Annotated in this window: 21 protein-coding genes; 12 read left to right on the forward strand and 9 right to left on the reverse strand. The window is 71.3% G+C overall.

The genetic code is table 11. The features are described 5' to 3' along the window. The first annotated feature begins 470 nt into the window (after window positions 1-470). From chvE to mmsB, 3 genes are all read left to right on the forward strand, one after another. Window positions 471-1,544: a multiple monosaccharide ABC transporter substrate-binding protein gene (gene chvE / locus BLW78_RS12995; protein ID WP_091680074.1), complete on the forward strand. Its 1,074-nt coding sequence runs from the start codon at window positions 471-473 to the stop codon at window positions 1,542-1,544. Window positions 1,545-1,643: 99 nt separating this feature from the next. Next, window positions 1,644-3,179, forward strand: coding sequence for a multiple monosaccharide ABC transporter ATP-binding protein (gene mmsA, locus BLW78_RS13000; protein WP_091680076.1), 1,536 nt, complete (start codon window positions 1,644-1,646; stop codon window positions 3,177-3,179). An 86-nt stretch (window positions 3,180-3,265) separates the two neighbouring features. After that, the gene (gene mmsB, locus BLW78_RS13005) at window positions 3,266-4,393 is read left to right on the forward strand and encodes a multiple monosaccharide ABC transporter permease (protein WP_244526938.1); all 1,128 of its coding nucleotides are present in this window, start codon (window positions 3,266-3,268) and stop codon (window positions 4,391-4,393) included. A gap of 205 nt (window positions 4,394-4,598) precedes the next feature. Here the strand turns inward: mmsB and BLW78_RS13010 are convergent, their stop codons facing one another. Continuing rightward, on the reverse strand, window positions 4,599-5,570 hold the full coding sequence (locus BLW78_RS13010; protein ID WP_026604982.1) for a polyprenyl synthetase family protein: 972 nt from the start codon (window positions 5,568-5,570) through the stop codon (window positions 4,599-4,601). A gap of 155 nt (window positions 5,571-5,725) precedes the next feature. On the opposite strand from BLW78_RS13010, the gene mtgA reads away from it, so the two are divergent. Further along, window positions 5,726-6,376 carry a monofunctional biosynthetic peptidoglycan transglycosylase gene (mtgA, locus tag BLW78_RS13015; protein ID WP_244526931.1) on the forward strand — a complete coding sequence of 217 codons (651 nt, stop codon included), beginning with the start codon at window positions 5,726-5,728 and terminating at the stop codon, window positions 6,374-6,376. 62 nt (window positions 6,377-6,438) lie between these two features. Continuing rightward, complete coding sequence (locus BLW78_RS13020) at window positions 6,439-7,083, forward strand: hypothetical protein (protein WP_091680081.1); 645 nt, start codon at window positions 6,439-6,441, stop codon at window positions 7,081-7,083. A 49-nt stretch (window positions 7,084-7,132) separates the two neighbouring features. Here the strand turns inward: BLW78_RS13020 and BLW78_RS13025 are convergent, their stop codons facing one another. After that, a complete protein-coding gene (locus BLW78_RS13025; protein WP_020093496.1) occupies window positions 7,133-8,371 on the reverse strand; it encodes an argininosuccinate synthase in 1,239 nt (412 codons plus the stop codon). 212 nt (window positions 8,372-8,583) lie between these two features. Between BLW78_RS13025 and BLW78_RS13030 the strand changes: the two genes are divergently transcribed. From BLW78_RS13030 to BLW78_RS13060, 7 genes are all read left to right on the forward strand, one after another. Beyond that, window positions 8,584-9,210: a 2-hydroxychromene-2-carboxylate isomerase gene (locus BLW78_RS13030; RefSeq protein ID WP_091680084.1), complete on the forward strand. Its 627-nt coding sequence runs from the start codon at window positions 8,584-8,586 to the stop codon at window positions 9,208-9,210. Window positions 9,211-9,339: 129 nt separating this feature from the next. After that, window positions 9,340-10,038 (forward strand): DsbA family protein, encoded by a 699-nt coding sequence (locus BLW78_RS13035; RefSeq protein WP_020093498.1) that lies wholly within the window; start codon window positions 9,340-9,342, stop codon window positions 10,036-10,038. Window positions 10,039-10,254: 216 nt separating this feature from the next. After that, window positions 10,255-10,827, forward strand: coding sequence for a F0F1 ATP synthase subunit delta (locus tag BLW78_RS13040; protein ID WP_091680087.1), 573 nt, complete (start codon window positions 10,255-10,257; stop codon window positions 10,825-10,827). 54 nt (window positions 10,828-10,881) lie between these two features. Continuing rightward, the gene (atpA, locus tag BLW78_RS13045; protein WP_091680089.1) at window positions 10,882-12,414 is read left to right on the forward strand and encodes a F0F1 ATP synthase subunit alpha; all 1,533 of its coding nucleotides are present in this window, start codon (window positions 10,882-10,884) and stop codon (window positions 12,412-12,414) included. Window positions 12,415-12,548: 134 nt separating this feature from the next. Beyond that, a complete protein-coding gene (locus BLW78_RS13050) occupies window positions 12,549-13,439 on the forward strand; it encodes a F0F1 ATP synthase subunit gamma (protein WP_091680092.1) in 891 nt (296 codons plus the stop codon). Window positions 13,440-13,481: 42 nt separating this feature from the next. Beyond that, a complete protein-coding gene (gene atpD / locus BLW78_RS13055; RefSeq protein ID WP_020093502.1) occupies window positions 13,482-14,936 on the forward strand; it encodes a F0F1 ATP synthase subunit beta in 1,455 nt (484 codons plus the stop codon). A 140-nt stretch (window positions 14,937-15,076) separates the two neighbouring features. Continuing rightward, window positions 15,077-15,478 (forward strand): F0F1 ATP synthase subunit epsilon, encoded by a 402-nt coding sequence (locus BLW78_RS13060; RefSeq protein ID WP_020093503.1) that lies wholly within the window; start codon window positions 15,077-15,079, stop codon window positions 15,476-15,478. A 7-nt stretch (window positions 15,479-15,485) separates the two neighbouring features. On the opposite strand, the gene BLW78_RS13065 is transcribed toward BLW78_RS13060, so the two are convergent. From BLW78_RS13065 to hrpB, 7 genes are all read right to left on the reverse strand, one after another. Then, window positions 15,486-16,724: a CCA tRNA nucleotidyltransferase gene (locus BLW78_RS13065; protein WP_091680095.1), complete on the reverse strand. Its 1,239-nt coding sequence runs from the start codon at window positions 16,722-16,724 to the stop codon at window positions 15,486-15,488. Then, on the reverse strand, window positions 16,721-16,978 hold the full coding sequence (locus tag BLW78_RS13070) for a DUF6111 family protein (protein ID WP_020093505.1): 258 nt from the start codon (window positions 16,976-16,978) through the stop codon (window positions 16,721-16,723). The genes BLW78_RS13065 and BLW78_RS13070 overlap by 4 nt, the downstream gene beginning before the upstream one ends. 9 nt (window positions 16,979-16,987) lie before the next feature. After that, window positions 16,988-17,659 carry a CoA pyrophosphatase gene (locus BLW78_RS13075; RefSeq protein ID WP_091680098.1) on the reverse strand — a complete coding sequence of 224 codons (672 nt, stop codon included), beginning with the start codon at window positions 17,657-17,659 and terminating at the stop codon, window positions 16,988-16,990. Continuing rightward, window positions 17,656-18,240, reverse strand: a complete 585-nt coding sequence (locus tag BLW78_RS13080) for a DUF1285 domain-containing protein (RefSeq protein ID WP_091680101.1) — start codon at window positions 18,238-18,240, stop codon at window positions 17,656-17,658. Before BLW78_RS13080 ends, BLW78_RS13075 begins: the two co-directional genes overlap by 4 nt. Before the next feature lie 90 nt (window positions 18,241-18,330). Beyond that, the gene (locus tag BLW78_RS13085) at window positions 18,331-19,554 is read right to left on the reverse strand and encodes an SMP-30/gluconolactonase/LRE family protein (protein ID WP_091680103.1); all 1,224 of its coding nucleotides are present in this window, start codon (window positions 19,552-19,554) and stop codon (window positions 18,331-18,333) included. Window positions 19,555-19,628: 74 nt separating this feature from the next. Next, on the reverse strand, window positions 19,629-20,069 hold the full coding sequence (locus tag BLW78_RS13090; protein WP_091680106.1) for a PaaI family thioesterase: 441 nt from the start codon (window positions 20,067-20,069) through the stop codon (window positions 19,629-19,631). A 41-nt stretch (window positions 20,070-20,110) separates the two neighbouring features. Next, on the reverse strand, window positions 20,111-22,576 hold the full coding sequence (gene hrpB / locus BLW78_RS13095) for an ATP-dependent helicase HrpB (protein ID WP_091680108.1): 2,466 nt from the start codon (window positions 22,574-22,576) through the stop codon (window positions 20,111-20,113). Window positions 22,577-22,740 lie beyond the last annotated feature (164 nt).

The raw sequence follows: 22,740 nt of genomic DNA on the forward strand, positions 1-22,740 counted from the left end.
CGGATCCGATCGGGCGGACCGGTCGTCGCCGCCGTGCCGATCGGCCGGCCGCGCCCCGTGGCCCGCGCGACCCCATCGCGCCGACCGGCGATCGAACTCGGGCCTGAACCCGCGGCGCGCTCCACACACACACCTGAGACCGCGCCGCGAGACGGGGCGCCGCGCGTGCCGATTGACGGCCCCTTCTATAACTCATACAAATCGAATGCCCGAGCTTCGCAAGGTGCGGGCTTGGCCCTCGAAGAGGCTGCCGGCGGCGCCCGAATCGCGCCTCTGCCTGCCAACCCGGCCAAGCTTGCCGGATCGGCTCCCGCAGGGATCTTCGGACGGGCAGTGGATGGGTGTCGGCCATAGACTGGGTAAGTCCAACATCGCGTTGTAACTATAAAAAATAGTCAATCGACAATAACGGAAGCACGGACTCGCTTCGAGTGAAGTCGAAATCCGGCTGTGAAGCGGTAGGGGGGATTATGATCGCCAGGCAGACGGTTCTCAAATACATCCTGGGCCTGTCGCTCCTCGGCGTGTCCGCCGCGACATCCGCGCAGGCGGCCGGCGGGGATCCGATCGGGGTCGCCATGCCGACCAAGTCGTCGCAGCGCTGGATCGACGACGGCAACAACATCGTCAGACTTCTGAAGGCCAAGGGCTACAAGCCGGATCTGCAATACGCGGACGACGACATCCCGACCCAGCTCGCCCAGATCGAGAACATGCTCACCACCGGCGTGAAGATCCTGGTGATCGCTTCCATCGACGGCACGACCCTCAGCGATGTGCTGACGAAAGCGAGCGAGCGCGGCGTCAGGGTCATCGCCTACGACCGGCTCATCCGGGGGACGCCGAACGTCGATTACTACGCCACCTTCGACAACTACAAGGTCGGCGTTCAGCAGGCGACATCCATCGTCGACGCCCTCGGCCTGAAGGACGGGAAGGGGCCCTTCAACATCGAACTGTTCGGCGGTTCGCCCGACGACAATAACGCATACTTTTTCCACGACGGCGCCCTGTCGGTGCTGAAGCCCTACCTCGACGCGAAGAGGCTCGTTGTGCGCTCGGGCCAGTTCGGCATGGACAAGGTGTCCACCCTGCGCTGGGACGCCGCGACCGCCCAGGCGCGGATGGATAACCTGCTCTCGGCCTATTACGGCAACGCCCATCTGGATGCCGTGCTCTCGCCCTACGACGGCATCTCGACGGCGATCCTCTCGTCGGTGAAGAGCGTGGGCTACGGGTCGGGCGGCGTGAAGCTGCCGGTGATCAGCGGCCAGGACGCCGAGCTGCAATCGGTCAAGTCGATCATCGCCGGTGAGCAGACGGCGACGATCTTCAAGGACACCCGGGACCTGGCCAAGGTGACGGTGGCGATGATCGACGCCATCGAGGCGGGCCGACAGCCCGAGGTCAACGACGCGAAGACCTACGACAACGGCAAGAAGATCGTCCCGTCCTACCTGCTCACGCCGGTGATCGTCACCCGGGCCAACTGGAAGCCGGCCCTGATCGACACGGGCTACTACACGCTCGACCAGCTCAAGTGACCGATGCCGGGGCGGAGCCCGGTCGCTCCGCCCGATCCGATCCCCGCCGCGACGGCTGTCGCGCGGGCCGAACGTGCAGTCCGAGCTGGTAGGCGCCGCATGCAGCCCGTTCTCGAAATGCGGGGAATCACCAAGACCTTCCCCGGCGTGAAGGCCCTCTCCGACGTCAACCTGACGGTCGAGCCAGCCGAGATCCTCGCCCTGGTCGGCGAGAACGGCGCGGGGAAGTCGACGCTGATGAAGGTGCTGAGCGGCGTGTATCCCTACGGGTCGTACACGGGCGACATCGCCTACGAGGGGCGGCCGGGCCGCTTCCGGGACATCACGGACAGCGAGCGCCTCGGCATCGTGATCATCCACCAGGAACTCGCCCTGGTGCCGTACCTGTCGATCGCCGAGAACATTTTCCTCGGCAACGAGCCGGCCCGGTTCGGGGTCATCGACCGGGATCGTGTCCAGGCCCGCGCCCGCGCACTGATGGCGATGGTGGGGCTCGACGAGAGCCCCGACACCCTCGTCACCCATCTCGGGGTCGGCAAGCAGCAGCTCGTGGAGATCGCCAAGGCGCTCTCCAAGGAGGTGAAGCTCCTGATCCTCGACGAGCCGACCGCGTCGTTGAGCGAGACCGACAGCGAGGCCCTGCTGCAGCTCCTGCTGCGCTTCAAGGCGCAGGGCATCGCCTCGATCCTGATCTCCCACAAGCTGAACGAGATCGCCAAGGTGGCCGACCGGATCACGGTCCTGCGCGACGGCAGCACCGTCGAGACCCTCGACTGCCGCGGCGGCGCGATCGACGAGGACCGCATCATCCGGGCGATGGTCGGCCGCACGCTGGAGAGCCGCTACCCGGTCCGCACGCCGCGGATCGGCGCGGTGCTGATGGAGGTGCGCGACTGGACGGTCCACCACCCCGTCCACGCCGACCGGGCGGTGGTGCGCGACGTCGACCTGAGCCTGCGCCGGGGCGAGATCGTCGGGATTGCGGGCCTGATGGGCTCGGGCCGGACCGAGCTCGCCATGAGCCTCTTCGGCCGGTCCTACGGCCGGGACATCCGGGGCACGGTCCGGATCGAGGGTGTCGAGGTCGACGTCTCGACGATCGACCGGGCGATCGCGGCCGGCCTCGCCTACGTCACCGAGGATCGCAAGCAGCTCGGGCTCGTGCTGGGCGAGGACATCGCCCGGAACACCACCCTGGCGAACCTGCCCGGGATCTCCACCGCCGCGGTGATCGACGAGGCGGCCGAGCACCGGGTCGCGACCGGCTACCGCACCAAGATGCGCATCCGCTCCGTCGGGGTGACGCAGCAGACCGTGAACCTGTCGGGCGGCAACCAGCAGAAGGTCGTGCTGAGCAAGTGGCTGTTCACCCGGCCCAAGGTGCTGATCCTCGACGAGCCGACCCGCGGCATCGATGTCGGCGCGAAGTACGAGATCTACAGCATCATCAACGAGCTGGCCGAGGACGGCCGCGGCGTCCTCCTGATCTCCTCGGAGATGCCGGAACTGCTCGGCCTCTGCGACCGCATCTACGTGATGAACGAGGGGCGCTTCGTGGGCGAATTCGACCGCGCCGAGGCCAGCCAGGAAGCGATCATGCGCGCGATCATGCGCTCCAGGGGGCCGAACGGATGACCGACATCACAGTGAGCAAGTCCGTGAGCCCCGGCCACGACATCGTCCCGGCGGGTGCGGCCGGGGTCCGGCGCGGCCGCCTGCCGATGGCGCCGCTGCGCGCCTACGGGCTCGTCGTCGCGCTGGCGGCGATCACGCTGTTCTTCGAGGTCGCGACGGGCGGCGTCCTGTTCCAGCCGCTGAACCTGACCAACCTGATCCTCCAGAACAGCTACGTCGTCGTGATGGCGCTCGGGATGCTGCTGGTCATCGTGGCCGGGCATATCGACCTGTCGGTCGGCTCGGTGGTCGGTTTCGTGGGGGCGCTCGCCGCCCTGCTGATGGTCCGCTTCCACGTCGACCCGTTCTCGGCGGCCCTCCTGTGCCTCGCGATGGGCGCGGTCATCGGCGGTCTGCAGGGCTACTTCGTGGCCTACCTCGCCATCCCGAGCTTCATCGTCACCCTGGCCGGCATGATGGTGTTCCGCGGCCTGACGCAGGTGCTGCTGCAGGGGGCCTCCATCGGACCGTTCCCGGAGGTGTTCCAGCTCCTCGCCAAGGGCTTCCTCGTCAACGGCGCCGGACCCTGGACCGCCGTCCTGATCGCCGCCGCGCTGGTCGCGACGCTGACCGGGCTGAACTGGCGACGGCGGCAGGCGCGGCTGCGGAACGGGAGCCCGGCCGAGTCCCCGGCGGCGTTCATCGGCCGCAACGGCGTGACCGCCATCCTGATCCTGGCCTTCGCCTGGCAGATGAGCGCGTACCGGGGCCTGCCCAACGTGCTCCTCGTGCTGCTGGCGCTGGTGACGCTCTACGGCTTCGTGACGACGCGGACGACGATCGGGCGCCGGATCTACGCGCTGGGCGGGAACATCAAGGCCGCGCGCCTCTCGGGCATCAAGACCGAGCGGCTGACCTTCCTGACCTTCGCCAACATGGGCGCGCTGGCGGGCCTCGCCGGCATGATCTTCGTCGCCCGGCTCAACACCGCGAACTCGAAGGCCGGCGTCGGCATGGAGCTCGACGTGATCGCGGCCTGCTTCATCGGCGGCGCCTCGGCGGCGGGCGGCATCGGCAAGGTCTCGGGCGTCGTGATCGGCGCCTTCATCATCGGCATCATGAACAACGGCATGTCGATCCTGGGGATCGGCGTCGACTGGCAGCAGGTGATCAAGGGCGTCGTCCTGCTCGCCGCCGTGTGCCTCGACGTCCACAACAAGACCAACCGGCTCTGACCGGCGCCGCGCGCTCCGCGGCCCCGCCTCGGATGGCCCCGATCGGGACGGCGCGGGTCCGCCTCGCGGAGGGTTTCGATCCGGCGGTGCCGCGATCGCTTGTGGCGTGCCTCGCGTGGTCGTGGCGCAGTGTTCGCGGAGGTCGGGCCGCCGGGCCCGGCCCGGCCGCCCGAGGCGGCGGCCGGGTTTCCCCCGCCCGGCGCGATCAGGTCTTGCGGGCGACCGTGAAGCGGGCGGCGTCGCGCAGGACGCGGGCGCCCTCCCCCCAGGACGACACCGCGTCCTCGCAGACGCCGACGAGGCGGTCGCACTCGGCGCGGGCCCCGTCGATGCCGAGACGGTCGACGAGCGTCGCCTTGCCGGCATCCTTGTCCTTGCCGGTGGCCTTGCCCATGGCCTCGGGCGAGGCCTCCCGGTCGAGGATGTCGTCGGCGATCTGGAAGGCCTGCCCCAGGGCGAGGCCGTAGCGCAGGAGTGCGGCCTGCTGGTCCTTGTCGGCACCGCCGACGATCGCGCCGGCCTCCACCGAGAAGGCCAGGATCGCGCCGGTCTTCATCGCCTGCATCCGCAGGGTGTCGTCCACGTCCATGTTGGCCGCGCCGAACCGACCCTCGGCGGTGAGGTCGAGGAGCTGGCCGCCGACCATGCCGCCGAGGCCCGAGGCGCGGGCGAGGCCGAGCACGAGGTCGGCGCGGATGCGCGCATCCGGCTGCCAGGTCGGGTCGGCCACGATCTCGAAGGCCAGCGTCTGCAGGGCGTCGCCGACGAGGATGGCGGTGGCCTCGTCGTAGGCCTTGTGGACCGTGGGCTTGCCGCGGCGCATGTCGTCGTCGTCCATCGCCGGCAGGTCGTCGTGGACGAGGCTGTAGCAGTGGACCAGCTCGACGCCGGCGCCGGCCGCCAGCGCGGCGGCCTCGGAGCCGCCGAGCATCCGGGCGGTCTCGATGGCCAGGAACGGCCGGAGACGCTTGCCGCCGCCGAGCACGGCGTGCCGCATGGCCTCCATCAGGCGGGGCGGCCGGGCGATCTCGCCGGCGCCGACCGCGGGGCCGAGCCGCTCGACCAGGAAGGTCTCGACCGTGCCGGCGACCTCCGTCAACCTGTGGGTAAAATCGGCGGCCGGCGTGACTGCCTTGACCGAACCGGTCGGTGCCTGCGTTGAGGGGGTCGGGGTCATCGGGCTTACGTCCGGTCCTGGCCTTGCGAAAACCAATCGGGTGTCAGTTGGGCGGGGACGGACTCACGGTGGACGGGGCTCGACGCAGGCGGGAGACGGCAGGTCGCGACCTCCCGCTCGCGCGCCTGCGCCGTTCCCGTCGCGTCCGACAGCTTGTGGGAGCGCTGCTGCTGCTCCCCGCCGTCGGGTTCGTCCTCGCGCTGACGTTGGCGCTCGTCTATAGCGCGGTGATGCCGCCGTCGACCCTGATGCTGGGACGGTGGTTGATGCTTCAGCCGGTGAGTCGGGATCCGGTCTCGCTCTCCGCCATCGCGCCGGCCCTGCCCCAGGCCGTGATCGCCTCGGAGGATCAGCGCTTCTGCCTGGATCACGGGGTCGATTTCGGCGCGATCCGCGACGTGGTCGAGGACGAGGATTCCCCGAGCCGCGGCGCCTCCACGATCGCCATGCAGACGGTGAAGAACGTCTTCCTGTGGCCCGGCCGCTCCTACATCCGGAAGGCCATCGAGATCCCGCTGGCGCTGGCGCTCGACACGCTCTGGGGCAAGCGCCGGATGATGGAGATCTACCTCAACGTCGCCGAGTGGGGCGACGGGATCTACGGCGCGCAGGCCGCGAGCCGGCACTGGTTCGGCAAGGACGCGAGCCGGCTGACCCGCAACGAGGCCGCCCTGCTCGCCGCCGTGCTGCCGAACCCGATCACCCGCAGCGCCGGCCGGCCCTCCCCCGGGGTGCGCCGCCGGGCCGCGCGGATCCAGGCGATGATGGGACAGATCGACGGCCTCACGGGCTGCTTGCGGCGGTAGCAGGGGGCGACTCGCCTCTGTAAGACGGGCCTTCCAAGCGTGAGAGCCGGGACCGATACACGATGAGCGATGCCGTCTACGACCTGAGCCTGGAGCGCATCGCCCTGATCCGCCGGATGGTCGTCGCCTGGGACGGCGCCGAGCCGGGGGCGCCGACCATCCACCCGGCCGCCCCCTATGGCAGCCTCGACCGCGACGGCGACATCGCCAACGTCACCGGCGACGACGAGGGCGCCGAGGAGGAGCACCGGTCGCTCGAGGACGGCCTCGCCGTCTTCGTCCAGAACGGGCAGCTGAAGCCGGGCCGGTACCAGTACCACAACGGTCTGGCCAAACTCGATCCGGGCGCCGTGGGCGACGTCTTCCGGGACGCGGCCACCGGCGAGACCCCGGACCTGATCACCTTCGCGGTGACGCCCGAGCACCTCGCGCTGATCCCGCAGCTGAATATCGGGTGGAACGCCGAGCAGGGGGTGCCGCGCGTCGACCCGGAGCGGCCCTACGGCGCGGACGGCGCCTACACCGCGGCGATGAAGCGCCTTCTCGCCGCCGTGCCGGGCGCGGCCGCGAACGACGACGAGGACGCGGAGACGCGGCTCGTGCGCCTCCATCGCGAATTGCAGCCGGCCCTGCAGATCTTCCTGCGCTACGCCGATCTCGGGCCCGGCGACTTCCGTCGGGCCGCCGAGCGCTGGCTCCCCGCCTGACGGCTACCTCCGGTCGCGGCCGCCCGCGCGGCGGCGACCGGCACCGGGCTCAGCCCTCGCGCTTCTTGCGCTGGGCCAGGGTGCGCAGGCGCAGGGCGTTGAGCTTGATGAAACCCGCCGCGTCGCGGTGATCGTAGGCGACGGCGCCCTCCTCGAAGGTCACGAGGTCCTGGTCGTAGAGCGAGTGCGGGCTCTCGCGGCCGATCACGTGGACGCCGCCCTTGTAGAGCTTCAGCCGCACCGTGCCGGTGACCTTCTCCTGGCTCTTGTCGATCAGGGCCTGGATCATCTCGCGCTCCGGCGAGAACCAGAAGCCGTTGTAGATGAGCTCGGCGTATTGCGGCATGAGCTGGTCCTTCAGGTGCGCGGCACCCCGGTCCAGCGTGATCGACTCGATGGCGCGGTGCGCCGGCAGCAGGATCGTGCCGCCAGGCGTCTCGTACATGCCGCGGCTCTTCATGCCGACGAAGCGGTTCTCCACCAGGTCGAGCCGGCCGATGCCGTTGGCGCGGCCGAGCTCGTTGAGCTTGGTCAGCAGGCTCGCGGGCGACAGAGCCTCGCCGTCGATCGAGACGGCGTCGCCGCGCTCGAACCCGATCGTGATGACCGTCGGCTGGTCGGGCGCCTCCTCGGGGGAGAGGGTGCGCGAGTAGACGTAGTCCGGCACCTCGACGGCCGGATCCTCCAGCACCTTGCCCTCCGAGGAGGCGTGCAGGAGGTTGGCGTCTACCGAGAACGGGCTCTCGCCGCGCTTGTCCTTGGCGATCGGGATCTGGTGCTGCTCGGCGAAGGCGATGAGCTGCTCGCGCGAGCGCAGGTCCCACTCGCGCCAGGGCGCGATCACCGTGACGTCGGGCTTCAGCGCGTAGTAGCCGAGCTCGAACCGGACCTGATCGTTCCCCTTGCCGGTGGCGCCGTGGCAGACCGCGTCGGCGCCGACGCGCTCGGCGATCTCGATCTGCTTCTTGGCGATCAGCGGCCGGGCGATCGAGGTGCCGAGCAGGTAGACGCCCTCGTAGACAGCGTTCGCCCGGAACATCGGGAAGACGTAGTCGCGGACGAATTCCTCGCGCAGGTCCTCGATGTAGATGTTCTCGGGCTTGATGCCGAGCAGCTCCGCCTTGCGGCGCGCGGGCTCCAGCTCCTCGCCCTGGCCGAGATCGGCCGTGAAGGTGACGACCTCGCAGCCGTAGGTGGTCTGCAGCCACTTCAGGATGATCGATGTGTCGAGGCCGCCGGAATAGGCCAGCACGACCTTCTTCACGGGGCTCTTCGCGGGAACGGACATGGGACTTCCGGAACTGGGCGAGGGATCTGGCTCGGCGTTTGCGGCTTATCGCGGGTGTCACCGGCCTGCAACCGGCGCGCCGCCTCGCGCGTAGCCGAGATGCCGGAGGATCGGCCGCGTTTCGCCTCACGACGGCCTTGCGGTTGTGTCAGAAACGGCGCGGGCGTTGCAGGTCGTCATCGCCGCGAGAGTGCATCGGAGAAGCGAAGTCTATGGCGCGCCAGCCAATTCTGGAGTTCTGGTACGAATTCGCCTCCACCTACTCCTACCTCGCGGCCATGCGCGTCGAGGCCGCCGCCGCCGAGGCGGACGTGGCGATCCGGTGGCGCCCCTTCCTGGTCGGGCCGCTCTTCGCCGCGCAGGGCTGGACCACCTCACCGTTCAATCTCTACGCGGCCAAGGGCAAGAACATGTGGCGCGACGTCGAGCGCGAGGCCGCCAGCCTCGGCCTGCCGCCGGTGACGCGCCCCGCCCAGTTCCCGCAGAACAGCCTCAGCGCGGTGCGGGTCGCGATCCTCGGCCAGGACCAGCCCTGGCTGGTGCCGTTCTCGAAGGCGGTCTTCACCGCGAGCTTCGCCGAGGGCCGCTCGATCGCGGAACCGGCGGCCGTCGCGGAGATCCTCGATTCGCTCGGGCTCGACGGCACACAGACCGTGCGGGCCGCCGCCGCCGAGGCCAACAAGACGAAGCTGCGGGTCAGCGTCGAGGAGGCGCGCTCCCGCGGGATCTACGGGGCGCCGACGTTCCTGGCCGACGACGGCGAGCTGTTCTGGGGCAACGACCGGCTCGAGCAGGCCCTGGCCTGGGCGACCGGCGACCGGCCGAAGGGGCTGCGCTAGGCCGCGCCCGCCGCGCGGTAGCGCGACGTTCACGGCCGCTCGGCCATGAAACCGACTCGACCCCCTGGTTCTGGTCCGGCTCCGCTTCGGCGCGGCCGGAGCGGGACAGCGATGCCCCGGACGAGTCCCATGCCTGTTTCGAAGCCTGTCTCGCGACGCCTCCTGCTCGCCGCAGCCGCCACCTTCGGTGCCGGCCTGACCAGCGCCTCCGCGCAATCCTACGGCCAGCGGGTCGCGGTGACGGGCGACGACGGGCGCGCGGTGGCGAACTCGATCCTGCCGGGCGAGATCACCGGGCAGATCCCGGCCCTGCGCGGCGTGACCTATGTCGGGCCGCGGGATGCCGGCACCACGCTCTACGAGTTCTTCGACTTCAACTGCCCGTACTGCCGGAAGGCGGCCGCCGACGTGGTTGCCCTGCACGACAGCGATCCGGAGCTGCGGATCGGGCTTGTCCACAACCCGATCCTGTCGCCGCAATCCGCCCAGGCCGCCAAGGTGATGCTCGCGGTGCAGCGCAAGCTCGGCTCCGAGGCGGCGTGGCGCTTCTACCAGACGCTGCTGGGCAAGCCCGGCCGCATCGACGGGCCCGGCGCGCTCGCCGTCGCCGCCACGATGGGGATCCCGCAGGCGGAGGTCGAGGAGATCGCCGACAGCGAGGAGGTGCGCGCGGCGCTGAAGAGCCAGATGCGGATGGCCGCGGATCTCGGCCTCTACGCGACGCCGTCCTACGTGATCGGCAACAGCGGGATCCTCGGGCATCCCGGCGCCGGCGCCATGGCCAAGATGATCGCGAGCGTGCGGCGCTGCGACCGGCTCGCCTGCTGACGCGGGACCCGCGTCACACTTCCGCCGTCCTGACGCGCAGCGACGCGCGCCTGCCGTGTTGCGCGCGGCCATGCTGGCATGCTAGGCGGTCGCCGCGCCGCGAGGACAGTTCTCGACCTGTCCGTTGCCGGCGCGATCCCACGTCCCGAACGGTCTCGCACCGCGCTCCAGCCGGAGCGCGCGGAGCGGACGGGCAACCAGAGAAGAGAGCGACGGGTGGCGCAGAACGGTTCCGAGGCTGGTCCCCTGGTCGCAGGCGTGGCGGGCCGGTACGCTTCCGCCCTGTTCGAGCTCGCGCGCGACGAGCGCCAGGTCGACGCGGTCGCCGAGTCTCTCGATCAATTCGACACGCTGCTGAAGGAGAGCGCGGATCTCCGCCGCCTCGTCCGCAGCCCGGTCTTCAGCGCCGAGGAGCAGGCGGCCGCCATCGGCGCCGTGCTCGACAAGGCGGGCATCGGCGGCCTCGCCGGCAATTTCATCCGCCTCGCGGCCTCGAACCGCCGGCTCTTCGCCCTGCCCGACATGATCGACGCGTTCCGGACCCTGGTCCAGGACTCGAAGGGCATCGTGCGCGCCCAGGTCCGGGTGGCCGAGAAGCCCTCCGACGCGGTGGTCGAGGAGATCAAGGCGTCGCTGCGCGACATCGCCAAGGCCGATGTCGCCGTCGACCTCGTGGTCGACCCCAGCCTGATCGGCGGCCTCGTCGTGAAGATGGGCTCGCGCATGGTCGACGCCTCCCTCAAGACCAAGCTCAACGGTATCCGCCTCGCGATGCGGGCCGCGCGGTAAGCGCCCCCATCCGACCCGAACACGCATAGACGCATCAGCGACAGAGGCCCGAGTATGGACATCCGCGCCGCCGAGATCTCCGCGATCCTGAAAGAGCAGATCAAGAACTTCGGCGAGGAGGCCGAGGTCTCCGAGGTCGGGCAGGTCCTGTCCGTCGGCGACGGCATCGCCCGCGCCTACGGCCTCGACAACGTCCAGGCCGGCGAGATGGTCGAGTTCGAGTCGGGCGTGCGCGGCATGGCCCTGAACCTCGAGCAGGACAACGTCGGCATCGTGATCTTCGGCTCCGACCGCGAGATCAAGGAAGGCCAGACCGTCAAGCGGACCGGCGCCATCGTGGACGTGCCGGTCGGCAAGGGCCTGCTCGGCCGCGTCGTCGACGCCCTCGGCAACCCGATCGACGGCAAGGGCCCGATCGTCTCCACCGAGCGTCGCCGCGTCGACGTCAAGGCTCCGGGCATCATCCCGCGCAAGTCGGTGCACGAGCCGATGGCGACGGGCCTCAAGGCGATCGACGCCCTGATCCCGGTGGGCCGCGGCCAGCGCGAGCTGATCATCGGCGACCGCCAGACCGGCAAGACTGCCATCGCCCTCGACACGATCCTGAACCAGAAGCCGGGCCACGCCGCCGGTGGCGACGAGAAGGCCAAGCTCTTCTGCATCTACGTCGCCATCGGCCAGAAGCGCTCGACGGTGGCCCAGTTCGTGAAGGTCCTGGAGGACCAGGGCGCGCTGGAGTACTCCATCGTCATCGCCGCCACGGCGTCCGACGCGGCCCCGATGCAGTTCATCGCGCCATTCGCCGGCTGCGCCATGGGCGAGTACTTCCGCGACAACGGCATGCACGCCGTGATCGTGTACGACGATCTCTCCAAGCAGGCCGTGGCCTACCGCCAGATGTCGCTGCTGCTGCGCCGCCCGCCGGGCCGCGAGGCGTATCCGGGCGACGTGTTCTACCTCCACAGCCGCCTGCTCGAGCGCGCCGCCAAGATGGGCGACGCCGCCGGCAACGGCTCGCTGACCGCGCTGCCGGTCATCGAGACCCAGGCCAACGACGTCTCGGCCTACATCCCGACCAACGTGATCTCGATCACCGACGGCCAGATCTTCCTCGAGACCGACCTGTTCTACCAGGGCATCCGCCCGGCGGTAAACGTCGGCCTCTCGGTGTCGCGGGTGGGCTCCTCGGCCCAGACCAAGGCGATGAAGAAGGTCGCCGGCAAGATCAAGGGCGAGCTCGCGCAGTACCGCGAGATGGCCGCCTTCGCGCAGTTCGGCTCGGATCTCGACGCCTCCACCCAGGCCCTCCTGAACCGCGGCTCGCGGCTCACCGAGCTCCTGAAGCAGCCGCAGTTCTCGCCACTGAAGATGGAAGAGCAGGTCGCGGTGATCTACGCCGGCGTGAACGGCTACCTCGACAAGATGCCGGTGACCAAGGTCCGCCCGTTCGAGGACGCGCTGCTCTCGACCCTGCGCTCCAAGCACAAGGACCTGCTCGACTCGATCGCCGCCTCCAAGGACCTGTCGGACGAGAACGCCGGCAAGCTGAAGAGCGTCGTCGAGAGCGTCGCCAAGTCGATCGGCTGATGTGAGGCCCCTCCCCTCGGGGAGGGATCTTGGGTGGTGCGGGGGGATCCCGGTCCCCGCCGCACCGCCCGAACTTCCGGCTCCTTCCCGCCGAGGGAAGGAGAGGCCCATAGAACGGACCTGGACCTCACCCGATGGCGAGTTTGAAGGACCTGCGCAACCGCATCACCTCGGTGAAGGCGACGCAGAAGATTACCAAGGCCATGCAGATGGTCGCCGCCGCCAAGCTGCGCCGGGCGCAGATGGCCGCCGAGGCGGGCCGTCCCTACGCCGAGAAGATGTCGGCGGTGCTCGGCAACCTCGCGGGCAACCTCGTCGGCGGCGTCGGCGCCCCGCGGCTTCTGTCCGGGACCGGCTCCGAGCAGACGCACCTGCTCGTGGTGTGCACCGGCGACCGCGGCCTCGCCGGCGCGTTCAACTCGTCGATTGTCCGCCTCGCGGTGCGCGAGCACGCCCAGAAGCTCGCCGCCGAGGGCAAGACCGTCAAGATCATGACGGTCGGCAAGAAGGGCCTCGACGCGCTGCGCCGGCAGTACCGCGACCAGATCGTCGAGAGCATGGATATCCGCGGCAACCGCCCGGTGGATTACGAGTTCGCCGCCTCGATCGCCGACAAGATTCTGACCCGCTTCGAGAGCGGCGAGTTCGACGTCGCGACCCTGTTCTACTCCGAGTTCCGCTCGGTCATCTCGCAGATCCCGACCGCGCAGCGCCTGATCCCCGCGGAGCTGCCGGCGGTCGACACGACCGCGAAGGCGGCCGCCGGCAACGCCGCCCTGGAATTCGAGCCGTCCGAGGAGGCGATCCTCGAGACGCTGCTGCCGAAGAACCTGACGGTGCAGATCTACCGGGCGCTCTTGGAGAACGCCGCCTCCGAGCAGGGCGCGCGCATGAGCGCCATGGACTCGGCGACCCGCAACGCGGGCGAGATGATCAAGAAGCAGACGCTGATCTACAACCGGACGCGTCAGGCCATGATCACCAAGGAACTCATCGAGATCATCTCGGGTGCGGAAGCCCTCTGAGGCACCGCGACCCGACCGCACAGCTTGAAGGGTAGGTTAACGATGGCGAACACCGCACTCCCCGGCACCGGCTCCAACAAGGTCGGCAAGATCACCCAGGTCATCGGCCCCGTGGTCGACGTGCAGTTCGAGGGCCACCTGCCCGAGATCCTGAACGCGCTGGAGACCAAGAACAACGGCGCCCGCCTCGTTCTCGAGGTTGCCCAGCAGCTCGGCGAGAACACCGTCCGCTGCATCGCCATGGACACGTCCGAGGGCCTGACCCGCGGCCAGGAGTGCACCGACACCGGCGAGCCGATCAAGGTTCCGGTCGGCATGAACACGCTCGGCCGCATCATGAACGTCATCGGCGAGCCGATCGACGAGGCCGGCCCGGTCCAGGCCGACACGTTCCGCGCCATCCACCAGCCGGCCCCCTCCTACGCCGAGCAATCGACCGAGGCCCAGATCCTCGTGACCGGCATCAAGGTGGTGGACCTGCTCGCCCCCTACGCGAAGGGCGGCAAGATCGGCCTGTTCGGCGGCGCCGGCGTCGGCAAGACCGTGCTGATCATGGAGCTGATCAACAATATCGCCAAGGTGCACTCGGGCTACTCGGTGTTCGCCGGCGTGGGTGAGCGCACCCGCGAGGGCAACGATCTCTACCACGAGATGATCGAGTCCAAGGTGAACGTCGACCCGAAGGAGCACGGCTCCGCCGAGGGTTCGAAGTGCGCCCTGGTCTACGGCCAGATGAACGAGTCGCCGGGCGCCCGCTCGCGCGTCGCCCTGACCGGCCTCACGATCGCCGAGCAGTTCCGCGACGACGGCCAGGACGTGCTGTTCTTCGTCGACAACATCTTCCGCTTCACGCAGGCGGGCTCCGAGGTGTCGGCGCTCCTCGGCCGCATCCCCTCGGCGGTGGGCTACCAGCCGACGCTCGCCACCGACATGGGCGCCCTCCAAGAGCGCATCACGACCACGACCAAGGGCTCGATCACCTCGGTGCAGGCCATCTACGTTCCGGCCGACGACCTGACCGACCCGGCGCCCGCCGCCTCGTTCGCCCACCTCGACGCCACGACCGTGCTGTCGCGCTCGATCGCCGAGAAGGGCATCTACCCGGCGGTGGACCCGCTGGACTCGACCTCGCGCATGCTGTCGCCGGCGATCCTCGGCGAGGAGCACTACGATGTCGCCCGCCGCGTCCAGCAGACCCTGCAGCGCTACAAGGCTCTCCAGGACATCATCGCGATCCTGGGCATGGACGAGCTGTCCGAGGAGGACAAGCTGACCGTGGCCCGCGCCCGCAAGATCGAGCGCTTCTTCTCGCAGCCCTTCTCGGTGGCCGAGGTGTTCACCGGCTCGCCGGGCAAGCAGGTCGCCCTCGAGGACACCATCAAGGGCTTCAAGGGCCTGGTGAACGGCGACTACGACGACCTCCCGGAGGCCGCCTTCTACATGGTCGGCACCATCGAGGAGGCCCAGGAGAAGGCCAAGAAGCTCAAGGCCGCGTAAGACGACACCCCCTTCCCCGCGCGGGAAGGGGACAGAGGCCGCGCGGGCGACCCTGACCGGTGCCGTCCGCGCAGCCTTTTTCCGAGACGCTCCGCCCGCTCGGCGGGGCGCGCGCCGCCGATCCGGGAACACGTCAGGCCATGGCCACCTTCCACTTCGATTTCGTCGGCCCCGAGCGGACGCTGTATTCCGGCGAGGTGACCGCCGTTCAGCTGCCCGGCACCGAGGGCGAGATGACCGTGATGCCGGGCCACGCGCCCGTGCTGACCTCCCTCCGGGTCGGCGTCATCGTGATCACCGAGAGCCAGGGCAGCGGCAAGCGGATCTACGTCCGCGGCGGCTTCGCCGATATCGGCCCGACGGCCGTGACCGTGCTGGCCGAGCGCGCCGCCCCGATCGAGGAGCTGACGCACGAATCCCTCGACCGCGACATCGAGGCGATCGAGATGCAGCGCGACGCCACCGAGGACCTGCAGAAGCGCGAGGAGCTGAACGGCCAGATCGTCCAGCTCCAGGAAACCAAGGCGCTCCTGAAGCTCTGAGCCTCGTTCAGCGGGCGCTCTCCAGCGCCCGCGCCAGCAGGTCGGCCCGCGCTGCCGCGTCCGTCGGGCAGCCCCGCTCCAGCCAGATCCTCCGCGCCGCGGCCAGCCCGCGCCCGATCCCGGGCCCCGGCGTCACCCCGGCCGCGACGAGATCCGCCCCCGCCAGGGGAAAGGCCGGCGACGCCCCCTCCCCCTCCAGGGCCCGCAGGGCCGCCCGCGCCGCCTCCGTCACGGCGGGCCGCGGCTCTCCGGCCAGGATCGCCAGCGCTTCGGCCAGGCACGACAGGCCGTGCTCCGCCGCCAGGGCCCGCGCCGCGACCGCGTCCAGCACCGCGCATCCGTGGAGATCGGCCAGCGCCGCGGCGTAGCCGAGCAGCTGCCCGTGCTCGCTCTTCGACAGGCGCAGCCGCGCGCGCAGCCGGTCGGCGTCGTGCCGGGCGCCGACGGCAAGAGCCGCGAGGCGCGTCACCGGAGGCAGGCCCGCGGCTGCGGCCCGTTCCAGCCGCCCGAGCTCCCCGACGCCGCCGGTGATCCGCGGCAGCAGCCCGCTCGTGCTCAGCGTCGTCACCATGGCCGCGCCGCCGGGGGCCGCGAGCAGCTTCAGGAATTCCGCGCGCACGCGCTCGCGAGAGAGCCGGTCCAGGCTGTCCCGCGCGGCCACGCAGGCCGCCAGGGCCGCGGCGTCGGGCGCCCCGGCGCCGAACCGCGCATGGAAGCGGAAGAAGCGCAGGATCCGCAGCGCGTCCTCGCGGATCCGGGTCGCGGGGTCGCCGATGAAGCGCACCCGCCCGGCCGCGAGGTCGGGCCTGCCGCCCACCGGGTCGTGCAGGGTTCCGTCGGCACCGAGGGAGAGCGCGTTGACGGTGAAGTCGCGGCGCTCGGCGTCGCGGAGGAAGTCGCTGCCGAAGCGGACGACGGCGTGACGCCCGTCGGTCTCGACGTCCTCGCGCAGGGTCGTGACCTCGATCGGCCCGTCCTCGGTCACTAGCGTGATGGTGCCGTGCTCGATGCCGGTCGGCACCGCCTTGAGGCCGGGCGCTCGCTGCGCCGCCCGCATCACCGCCTCGGGCCGGTGGGTGGTCGCCATGTCGATGTCGGCGGTCGGCGCGCCGAGGAGGGCGTCGCGGACGCAGCCGCCGATCAGGCGGGTCTCCGCGCCCGGCGCGTCCAGGGCCGCGAGGACGCGGCGCACGCCCGGGCGTTCGAGCAGGGCCGCCAGCCCCGCCGGATCGAGGGCGCGGCTCACCGGAAGCCACCGGGTACGAGGCGGCCGTTCTCCATGTGGGTCGGCACGTAGCCCCCGGGACGGCGCTCCGAGAACAGGCCCTCGTAGACGAGGGTGCCGATCACCACCGCCAGCCCGGCCAGGACGAGGCGGAACAGGTGCGCATCCCAGTGCACCCGGCGCAGGGGATTGCGACCGGACAGCAGCAGGTAGACGAGGAACAGCGCGAAGGGGATGAGGAAGAGGCCGAACTCTTCGAGGATGCGGCGGAGCATGCGGTCAGCCTAACGCGCCGCGCGGTCGGCGTCGCCCGGCGCCGCCTCCGGGTAGAGCCGTTCCCGCAGATTGTTCAGGATCCCCGCCGTGACGCCCCAGATCAGCCGCTCGCCGAAGGTCAGGGCGTAGAACCAGCGCTCGCGGCCCTGCCACGCGCGGGAGCGCAGGCGGTAGCGCTCCGGATCCATGAGGAACGGGAGCGGCACCTCGAAGACGTCGGCCACCTCGTCCGGGTTCGGCGTCAGGACCGCGTCGGGATCGACCAGGCCGATGACCGGGGTCACGAGGAAGCCGGTGCCCGAGAGGTACGGGTCGAGATAGCCGAGGAACCGCACCGCCTCGGGCGGCAGCCCGATCTCCTCGTAGGCCTCCCGCAGGGCCGCGTCCGCAGGCCCGGGATCGGAGGGATCGATCTTGCCCCCCGGCAGCGCCACCTGCCCGGAATGGTCGCGCAGGTTGGCGGCCCGCATCGTCAGGATCAGGGTCGGACCGTCCGCGCGCGGCACGACCGGCACGAGGACGGCGGCTCGGCGGTGCGGCGGCGGCGGGATCACGGCCGTCCCGTCCGGATCGAGGCTGTGGTCGCCCCGGGGATTGGAGGTCGGATCGTCCGGTCCGGGCGGGTCCGGCGACAGGCCGACGGCGGCGCGGGCGAGGAAGTCGGCGAGCGGGTCGCTCACGCGGCGGCGACCGGCGCGATCGTGTGGAAGGCGCCGCCGGCCCACAGGCCGAGCCAGGGCTTCCCGTCGACCAGACGCTCCTCGGCGAGGTCCACGAGGTCGTAGGTGAGCGCCCGGGTCACGAGCGCCCACAGCCCGCGGCGGACATGGAGGTAGGGCTTCAGCGCCCCATCCGGCGCCTCCTCGAAGCGGAGGGCGTGCTCGGCGTCGACGCTCACCAGGTCGTCGACGTTGGTCCGGAACGAGACCCGCCGGTCCGCCCCGCTCCCGTCCACCGCCATCTCGACGGCCACGAAGGCCGCGTCGTCCACGGTGATGCCCACGCTCTCCACCGGCGTGACCAGGACGGTCCGGCCGTCCGGCTCGCGCCGCAGGATGGTGGCGAAGAGCTTGACCAGCTTGTCCCGTCGGATCGGCGAGCCGTTGTGGAACCACGTCCCGTCCGCGGCGATGCGGATGTCGATGGCGCCGCAATAGGGCGGGTCCCACCGCTCGACCGGCGGCAGCCCGCGCTTCGGCAGATCCCCGAGGGCCGCGCTGAGGCGGCTCAAGGTCGGGTCGGGGGCGGGATCCTCGGTCATGCCCGTGACAGATAGCGTCGCGATGCCCGGTCAGCCATGGCCGAGAGGAGGATCGGCGCCGGTTCCGTCCCGGATCGCAGGTGCGCGATCCTAGGCCGGCCCAGCGCCCTGGGTATTCACCGTCAGGGCGTAGAGCGACTGGCTCGCCGCCATGAACAGGCGGTTGCGCTTGGGGCCGCCGAAGGTGAGATTCCCGCACACTTCCGGCAGGCGGATCCGACCGATGAGCTTGCCCTGGGGCGTCCAGACGGTGACGCCGTTGTAGCCCACGGCCCGGCCGGCATTGCTCGACACCCAGAGATTGCCGTCGACGTCGGTCCGCAGGCCGTCGGGCCCGCATTTCACCCCGTCCACGACGCAGTCCGAGAAGAGGCGCTTGTTCGAGAGCGCCGCCCCGGCCCCGACGTCGAAGGCGTAGATCTCGCCCTTGCCGCCGGGTCCGGTATCCCCGGGACCCTTGCCGGTGGAGCAGACATAGAGCGTCCGGTGATCGGGCGAGAAGCACAGGCCGTTGGGGTCGGGCACCTCGTCGTCGGTGAGCACCCGGTCGACCCGGCCGGACGGGTCGATGCGGTAGACGGCGTTCGGGAGCACGCGTCGCCGCGGGACGGTCCCGGCGGGCTGGCCGAGCCGCGGATCGAGATGGCCCAGCCGGTTGCTCGGGCCGCCGGCGACGTCGGGCAGGCCCTCGTAGAGCAGCGCGCCGTAGGGCGGATCGGAGAACCAGTAGGCGCCGTCCGGGTGCTGGACGACGTCGTTGGGCGAGTTGAGCGGCTTGCCCTCGAACGAATCGGCCAGGACCGTCGCCGAGCCGTCGAGCTCATAGCGGACGACCCGCCCGGTGGCGTGCTCGCAGGTAAGCTGTCGCCCCTGGCGATCGAAGCTGTTGCCGTTGGAGTTGTTGCTCGGCATCCGGAAGGTGGAGACGTGCCCGTCCTCCTCCAGCCAGCGCATCTGCCGGTTGTTCGGGATGTCGCTCCAGACCAGGTAACGGCCGACCGAGTTCCAGGCCGGTCCCTCCGCCCATAGGGCGCCGGTCCAGAGCCGGCGGATGGCACTGTTGGGCACGATGTAGGGCTCGAACGCCGGGTCGACCGTGACGATGTCCGGATCGGTGAAGTAGGTGGTCGGGGCGGCGCCAGGCCGGAAGTCGCGCGGCGGGCTCGTCACCGTGCTGGGCGGTTCCGGTCGGGCCGCCGCGTCGCCGGCAGTGACGGCCAGGGCCCCCAGGCCCGCGAGGATCGTGCGCCGGGATCGCGGAATCGACCCGCGTTCACCTGCGATCCCGGATGCGTCGGTCCGCGACGGTCGCATGCGATCCTCCCCCGCGCATCCGGCCAGGGCGCCGCGATGCGCGCGGGCAGGTTAGGACCGGCGTCCTGCGCGGGTCAATCGGGACGCCGCCGCAGGATCTTCCAGACGCCGTCCGCCGAGGCGAGGAGACGGGTGCCGTCGCGGACGTCGCCGCGCATGAACACGAGGGAGCCCGTGCGCTTGACGACCTGCGGCCGGATCTCGATCCAGTCGCCGAGGCGGCCGACATCGATGAACTTCATCTCCAGCTGGATGGTCACGCAGTTGGCGCCCCCGGCGGCGCGCATCGCGGTCTCGCCGAGGGCGCGGTCGGCGAAGCTCATCAGCATGCCGCCGTGGACCACGCCGATCAGGTTGGCGTGCTTCTGATCGGCCCGGAACGCGTAGGCGCCGTCCGCACCGCGGACGTGCAGCGGCCCGACATGGGCGATGAAGCCCTTGTCCTCCACCGGCGTCCAGCCTTCGGCGGAGGGGTCGTGGGCGGCGGGGTCGTGGGCATCCGTGTCGGTCGTCATCGCGTCGGGCTCGTTCGTGTCGGGGTCTCGGAGGGCGGCTGTCAGGTTCCCCGGGGCTTGGCCCGGCGGGTCGGGGCCTCGCTGAGCGGGTCCTCCGGCCAGGGATGGCGCGGGTAGCGCCCGCGCATCTCGGACCGCACGGCCGTCCAGGATCCGCGCCAGAAGCCCGGCAGGTCCCGGGTGATCTGGATCGGTCGCTGCGCCGGCGACAGCAGGTGCAGGACCAGCGGGCGCCCGCCGGCCCTGGGATGCCGGTCGAGGCCGAACAGCTCCTGGACCCGGACCGCCAGCGCCGGCTCCTCGGCCGTGTAATCCACCGGGATGCGCGAGCCGGTCGGCACCTCGACATGGGTCGGCGCCTCCGCGTCGAGTCGGGCGCGCAGGTCCCAGGGCAGCAGGGCCTGGAGGGCGTCCGCGAGGTCGCTCGCCGTGACCGACGCCAGGGCGGCGCGCCCCACTAGGGCAGGCGCCAGCCACGTCTCCGCGGTGCGAGCCAGGGCGTCGTCCGACAGGTCGGGCCAGGCCGCGCCGTCGGCGGCGTGCAAGAAGGTCACCCGGGCCCGCCACTGCGCCAGGGCCGGCGTCCACGGCAGGCAATCGATCCCGAGATCGGCGATGCCGCGCGCCAGGATCGCGGCGCTGTCCGTATCGGGCGGCACCGGCAGCGGCCGTGATCCGAGACTGACCGCTCCGAGCCGCCGGACCGCCCGCGCCCGCAGGGCCGCCGCCTGCGGATCGAAGGCGATCTCGGTGCGCGACTCGATCCGGTCGGCGAAGAGCCGCTCGATCGCCTCGGTGCCAATCGCCGCCGCGGCCAGGATCCGCGCATTCCCGGCCGACCCGGCGAGGTCGGCGATCACCAGATGGGTCTCCCGGGCGAGCGGGCTCGCCGGGTCGAGGCGCCCGGCCCGACCGCTCGCCATCACGAACTCGCCCTCGCGGCCGCGCGCCCGGGCGACCCGGTCGGGATAGGCGAGTGCCAGGAGCGGCCCGGCGGCGGCCGGGCCGGCATCCGGACTCGTCGGCCCGTCGGCCCCGGCGCTCCGGGCCCAGCCCTCGGCGAGCCGGCGCATGTCGGCGGCGCGCCCGCCCCGGTCGCGGCGGAAGCGCTCGACTCGGTCGTCGAGGTCGGCCCCGTCGCCGCCGAGGCCGCGCTCGACCAGCACGGCGGCGAGGTCGGCGGCGGCCCGCGCCTGGCCGGTACCGGCCGCGCCCGTCACCATCCGGGCGAGCCGCGGCGGCAGCGGCAGCGCCCGCAGCCGCGCGCCGACCGGCGTCAGGCGGCCGTCGGCGTCGAGGGCGCCCAGCTCACTCAGCAGGGCGCGGGCCTCCGCCAGGGCCGGCGCCGGCGGCGGGTCGAGGAAGGCGAGCGCGCCCGGGTCGGTCACGCCCCAGGCGGCGCAGTCGAGGAGCAGCCCGGCGAGGTCGGCCGACAGGATCTCGGGCCGCGTGAACGGCTCCAGGGCGTTGGTGCCAGCCTCGGACCAGAGCCGCCAGCACAGGCCGGGCTCGGTGCGGCCGGCGCGGCCCCGGCGCTGGTCCACCGAGGCGCGGGAGGCGCGGGCCGTGACCAAGCGGGTCAGGCCGAGGCCCGGCTCGTAGACCGGGACCCGCGCCAGCCCCGAATCGATGACGATCCGGACGCCCTCGATGGTGAGGGAGGTCTCGGCGATGCTGGTCGCGAGGACGACCTTCCGCGTTCCGGCGGAGGCCGGCGCGACGGCGCGGTCCTGCTCGGCGGGCGTCAGCGCGCCGTAGAGGGGGGCGACCTGCACGTCGGGGCCGACCTTCTCGGCCAGCAGGTCGGCGGTCCGGCGGATCTCCGCCTGCCCGGGCAGGAACACCAGGATCGAGCCCGGATCCGCCCGCAGGGCGCGCAAGGTGACCTCGGCGACCGAGTCCTCGATCCGCCGGTTCGGATCGCGCTCCGCGTAGCGGGTCTCCACCGGGAAGGCGCGCCCCTCGGAGGCCACGACCGGGGCGTCGCCCATCAGCCGCGCGATCCTGGCGCCGTCGAGGGTCGCCGACATGACGAGGATCCGCAGATCTTCCCGCAGGCCGCCCTGCGCGTCGAGCGCCAGCGCGAGGCCGAGATCGGCGTCGAGGGAGCGCTCGTGGAACTCGTCGAACAGGACGGCGCCGATCCCGGACAGTTCCGGATCGTCCAGGATCATCCGGGTGAACACGCCCTCGGTGACCACCTCGATCCGCGTGCGGCCGGAGATCTTCGAGCCGAGGCGGACGCGCAGGCCGACCGTGCCGCCGACCGGCTCGCCCAAAGTCTGGGCCATCCGCGCGGCGGCGGCCCGGGCCGCGAGGCGGCGCGGCTCCAGCAGGACGATCTTGCGCCCGTCGAGCCAGGGCGCCGCGAGCAGGTCGAGGGGCACGCGGGTCGTCTTGCCGGCGCCGGGGGGCGCCACCAGGACGGCGGCGTTCCGCGCGGCGAGCGCGCGGCGCAGATCGGGGAGCGCCGCCTCGATCGGCAGCACGGGTGCGGGACCGGCCATCGCGGCCGCTGATGGCGCGGTGCGGCGCCGAGCGCAACCGGGCCGGGCCCGGGACCGCGACGCGTCCGGCATTCCCGTGACGCCGCGCGCGATTCGACACGGGCTTGCCGCCCCGGGCCCTGGTGGCCGCGCGGCGCCGCCGCGATCGTGCGGCGCGACTGCAC

This window comes from Methylobacterium sp. 275MFSha3.1 (genome assembly GCF_900108435.1).
In the GTDB taxonomy this organism is placed as follows: Bacteria; Pseudomonadota; Alphaproteobacteria; order Rhizobiales; family Beijerinckiaceae; genus Methylobacterium.

What these genes read in the sequence shown, in the direction of transcription:
- mmsA (WP_091680076.1), top strand. Translation starts at nt 1,644, where the DNA reads ATGCAGCCCGTTCTCGAAATGCGGGGAATCACCAAGACCTTCCCCGGC.
- BLW78_RS13060 (WP_020093503.1), top strand. Translation starts at nt 15,077, where the DNA reads ATGGCCACCTTCCACTTCGATTTCGTCGGCCCCGAGCGGACGCTGTAT.
- mmsB (WP_244526938.1), top strand. Translation starts at nt 3,266, where the DNA reads ATGGCGCCGCTGCGCGCCTACGGGCTCGTCGTCGCGCTGGCGGCGATC.
- hrpB (WP_091680108.1), bottom strand. Translation starts at nt 22,576, where the DNA reads ATGGCCGGTCCCGCACCCGTGCTGCCGATCGAGGCGGCGCTCCCCGAT.
- BLW78_RS13025 (WP_020093496.1), bottom strand. Translation starts at nt 8,371, where the DNA reads ATGTCCGTTCCCGCGAAGAGCCCCGTGAAGAAGGTCGTGCTGGCCTAT.
- BLW78_RS13080 (WP_091680101.1), bottom strand. Translation starts at nt 18,240, where the DNA reads ATGACCGAGGATCCCGCCCCCGACCCGACCTTGAGCCGCCTCAGCGCG.
- BLW78_RS13030 (WP_091680084.1), top strand. Translation starts at nt 8,584, where the DNA reads ATGGCGCGCCAGCCAATTCTGGAGTTCTGGTACGAATTCGCCTCCACC.
- BLW78_RS13070 (WP_020093505.1), bottom strand. Translation starts at nt 16,978, where the DNA reads ATGCTCCGCCGCATCCTCGAAGAGTTCGGCCTCTTCCTCATCCCCTTC.
- chvE (WP_091680074.1), top strand. Translation starts at nt 471, where the DNA reads ATGATCGCCAGGCAGACGGTTCTCAAATACATCCTGGGCCTGTCGCTC.
- BLW78_RS13035 (WP_020093498.1), top strand. Translation starts at nt 9,340, where the DNA reads ATGCCTGTTTCGAAGCCTGTCTCGCGACGCCTCCTGCTCGCCGCAGCC.
- BLW78_RS13085 (WP_091680103.1), bottom strand. Translation starts at nt 19,554, where the DNA reads ATGCGACCGTCGCGGACCGACGCATCCGGGATCGCAGGTGAACGCGGG.
- atpD (WP_020093502.1), top strand. Translation starts at nt 13,482, where the DNA reads ATGGCGAACACCGCACTCCCCGGCACCGGCTCCAACAAGGTCGGCAAG.
- BLW78_RS13020 (WP_091680081.1), top strand. Translation starts at nt 6,439, where the DNA reads ATGAGCGATGCCGTCTACGACCTGAGCCTGGAGCGCATCGCCCTGATC.
- BLW78_RS13090 (WP_091680106.1), bottom strand. Translation starts at nt 20,069, where the DNA reads ATGACGACCGACACGGATGCCCACGACCCCGCCGCCCACGACCCCTCC.
- atpA (WP_091680089.1), top strand. Translation starts at nt 10,882, where the DNA reads ATGGACATCCGCGCCGCCGAGATCTCCGCGATCCTGAAAGAGCAGATC.
- BLW78_RS13050 (WP_091680092.1), top strand. Translation starts at nt 12,549, where the DNA reads ATGGCGAGTTTGAAGGACCTGCGCAACCGCATCACCTCGGTGAAGGCG.
- BLW78_RS13010 (WP_026604982.1), bottom strand. Translation starts at nt 5,570, where the DNA reads ATGACCCCGACCCCCTCAACGCAGGCACCGACCGGTTCGGTCAAGGCA.